At 38.0% G+C, this 3,370-nt stretch carries 4 protein-coding genes; 1 reads left to right on the top strand and 3 read right to left on the bottom strand.

Going from position 1 to position 3,370, the window contains the following annotated elements; translation table 11 throughout:
- Window positions 1-114: 114 nt before the first annotated feature.
- Window positions 115-1,212 carry a DUF3800 domain-containing protein gene (locus ON15_RS00030; RefSeq protein ID WP_141567363.1) on the top strand — a complete coding sequence of 366 codons (1,098 nt, stop codon included), beginning with the start codon at window positions 115-117 and terminating at the stop codon, window positions 1,210-1,212.
- Window positions 1,213-1,244: 32 nt separating this feature from the next.
- Here the strand turns inward: ON15_RS00030 and ON15_RS00025 are convergent, their stop codons facing one another.
- The 3 genes from ON15_RS00025 to ON15_RS00015 are packed head-to-tail and all read right to left on the bottom strand — an operon-like array spanning window position 1,245 to window position 3,247.
- Entirely contained in the window at window positions 1,245-1,640 is a 396-nt protein-coding gene (locus ON15_RS00025) for a hypothetical protein (RefSeq protein WP_010579411.1), read from the bottom strand.
- Window positions 1,633-1,953 (bottom strand): hypothetical protein, encoded by a 321-nt coding sequence (locus ON15_RS00020; RefSeq protein WP_010579410.1) that lies wholly within the window; start codon window positions 1,951-1,953, stop codon window positions 1,633-1,635. Before ON15_RS00020 ends, ON15_RS00025 begins: the two co-directional genes overlap by 8 nt.
- Entirely contained in the window at window positions 1,946-3,247 is a 1,302-nt protein-coding gene (locus ON15_RS00015; RefSeq protein ID WP_010579409.1) for a Y-family DNA polymerase, read from the bottom strand. The genes ON15_RS00020 and ON15_RS00015 overlap by 8 nt, the downstream gene beginning before the upstream one ends.
- Between the last annotated feature and the right edge of the window lie 123 nt (window positions 3,248-3,370).

Below are 3,370 nucleotides of genomic sequence, written 5' to 3'. Positions count from 1 at the left end.
TTGAAAGATCTCACTAGCTAGAACTGATAAACATCGTATTTCAACAAAAGATAAAAACATACCCGTCAGTTTTCGAAAAAACACGAAAACTGACGGGCTTTTAATGAACTATGAATAATTCAGGATATAGACGAAAGCGGTAATACGGGTTCTAATTTATTAGATGAAGATCAACCATATTTTGTATATGGTGGGTGGATTATGGATGATAATTACAAGGAAAAAATTGATAAGTATATTTCTAACTTGAAATTTAAGGCCGATGAATTACATTATAAAAAAATGTCAATTAAGCTGGCAAAGAAGGCTAATGACTTATCGTTAAAGATTGCGAAAGATGCAAATGAATTCCAGCAATTGAAAACCCCAAATTTAGTTTTGCCTTTCTTAATTGTCGCAAACAAGAAAACAATACTTTGCGAACAACTTCAATATGCGATTTTTGATTCTTATTATGCTCCTGATGAATTCAAACCATTCATCGATATGCTTTCTTTTAATCAAAACTTTATAGTTATTTTATCAGCATTGATAAAGAAAAAGTTTATTCATAACAACTCACTGCTAATAAAGTTAAATAATTTATTTGCCACAAAAGATACTAATTTGAAACAGGACTTAGAAGACTGTATTCAAGTTTTAAAAACAATAAATATTTTCCCTGAAAATCCTAATTCACAAAAAAAATATGAACAATTTCTTAATAAAGTAAATAGAGAAGATATATTATATGATTTGTATAGTAAAGATAGTAAAAATCGTAAGATGGCTTATTCTGCTGAATTAGCGTCTCTAACAGTTAGTGCACTTTTTACAGAAATTGAAAAGTTAGGAAAAGCTTTAAACGACAATATTTATGTACATGCTGATGGGGATACAAAACAATATATGAATAACTACTGGAAGGAACTGAATAAAATAGCACTTAATAGGCCAGACGCTGATAACAATCCTATTATTTTTAAATATGTAAAACATATAGATACTAGTGATTCCAAAGACTTATTAGGAATTCAATTAGCAGATATCCTATGTGGGTCTACAAATGAGTTTCTTAAAATTAAGCAAGGAATGTTCACAAAGCGTTATAAGAGAAAAAACGTAGGAAGTAAAAGCCAAGAAGATTTTAAATCATCTTTATGTAAAAATTTTCAGTTTCTTTACAATCTTGCCACAACATCTGATTATCGTTTAATTACCTGTTTTGTTTAAAAACTTTCAACAGTTTCTAAAAAGACGGAGATCTAAGTATTTATAGCTTCTCCGTCTTTTTTGTATGCCACATTGCGAATTCCTTGTAGTGGGATAAACCGATCAGCATCAACCACAATATCATTGGCATTGTAACCATGAATCAAGGTGGTGATATCTGGCCAATGACGGTTGTTTTGGTCAACCGTTTTTAGTTGAATGGTCACCGGTCGCTGACGCTGGTATGCGTCAGCCAATACCTCGGTAATTGTTGCTAATGATTGTTGCGGTCGTGGAACGTATATTTTATTAAGCTGCTGGTTCTGTTGGTTTAAAGCGGCAGTATGATCAGATAAATAGAAGCCCTGCCATTTCATCATGCCCCGGTCATGGTAATCATGTTCAAAAAAATATTTAACCGTGTCTAAATCAACGTCTTGGTTATTCAAGTGGCACCCGCTTTCGTTGAATCAGCTTTTGGCTTGCCGGCCACCGTTCCCCAGTAAAGCCAACAAATTCGATCGTTAGTTTTATATCTTGTCGTAATGCTTTTAACAGCTTTTCTAAATCAGCTAAATCATAGTGTGCTAATTTATGTAAAGGAACGGATTGCAAGCGCTCGTTAGCCCGTTGACTGTTAAAAAACAGATTATAGGTCCGATCATAGGTGTCATTAGTCAACATTAACCAATAGCGGGTTTTGGGACGTCGCTTAAACAATAGGGTTAACCGCCCCTTAATAATCTCTATATCGTTATTCATAGCTATTGCCTCCATTATGTCCGCCCACTAGTGAAGCCCGCTTGATAGCGGTGCCCCCTTTTAATAAACTGGTCGCGTAAACTAGTTTGGTGAACCCAAATTGCCGGTGAATTTCATCAATCACCTGGTTTAACCGGCTACGGCGAATTTGGTTACGCGGTGTTTCAAATAAATTAAGTTGTTGGCCGGAGTTGGCACTTAGTTTACTGCTATAAACACCAATATTCCGGACAGCTTGACCGTCCCAATTCTGACGGAATAACCACAATAATTGTTGTGTCAAAACTTGATTGTCATTAGTCGGTTCAATTTTTAAAGCCTGGTTGAAACCACCGCGGCCATCGGCCTCGGCCGCGGCATAAGAAAACCCAATGCTTAGCGATAGGCACCCCGCTAGTTTATGGTGGTGCCGGAGACGAGCCGCCACCTGTTCACCAATTTCTTTAATGACCGTTTCAATTTCGGCTTGGTTAAAATAGTCCCGCGGTAGCACTTGCGAATTACCCAGGCTAGCTTCTTTAACCTTAGTTGGTGCCGTAACTTGCGCGCGATCAATTCCCCAGGCCGTAGCAAATAATTGACTACCAATGACGCCAAGCTGCTGTTTGAGTAAATAAGGGTTGGTGTGGGCTAGCTCATACATATTGTGAATTTGAAGGCGGTTCAAACGTTTAGCCATACGGGGGCCAATGCCCCAAACGTCCGTTAATTCAGTAATTGACCAAATTTTATCCGGCACAGTTTCGTAATGGATTTCACCGATCAATTCATGATTATGTTTAGCGTAAAGGTCTAAGGCTAATTTGGCTTGCACCGGATTGTCACCAATCCCCACGGTGGTATACAAGCCTAGCTTTTGCCGAACTGTCTTTTGAATCAAGCGCGCCACTTCACGAACAGAATTGCCAAACAACCGCCAAGTATGGGTCATATCCAAAATGCTTTCATCAATCGAATACGGCCAAACTTCTTTTTCAGTGGTAAATTGATGAAAGATCTGATTGATCTGCAAATTGCGTTGAATATAAAGGTTCATGCGCGGTGGCACGACCCACAACCTGGGGTCATTGGGTAAGTCACGTTTACGGGAGACGTTGGCTTTAAGATGAAATAAGTGCTTAGCTTCGGGTGACGTGGCTAAAATGAGCCCGCCATTAGTATTTTCAGCTTCACTAAGGACCACTAATGGGACTTTTAAGGGATTTAGCCCCCGGGCAACGGCTTCGCAACTAGCATAAAAGGACTTGTTATCGATTAAGAAGAACACGCCATGCGGTTCATCATCAAAAAACATTTAGATCACTTCCGTTAGCTTTTACCTGTATTGTAGCATATAAAGCAAACGTGTGTTCCCTAAAAACTGGCAGAAAGCTGATTAAAAATAGTCGAAAGTCAATTATAGTCATGCTATAATGTA

The sequence above is a fragment of the Liquorilactobacillus vini DSM 20605 genome, from assembly GCF_000255495.1.
GTDB classification, from domain to species: domain Bacteria; phylum Bacillota; class Bacilli; order Lactobacillales; family Lactobacillaceae; genus Liquorilactobacillus; species Liquorilactobacillus vini.
The sequence above is the reverse complement of the archived record's forward strand: the minus strand, read 5'-3'. Positions and strand labels throughout refer to the sequence as shown.

What these genes read in the sequence shown, in the direction of transcription:
- ON15_RS00020 (WP_010579410.1), bottom strand. Translation starts at nt 1,953, where the DNA reads ATGAATAACGATATAGAGATTATTAAGGGGCGGTTAACCCTATTGTTT.
- ON15_RS00015 (WP_010579409.1), bottom strand. Translation starts at nt 3,247, where the DNA reads ATGTTTTTTGATGATGAACCGCATGGCGTGTTCTTCTTAATCGATAAC.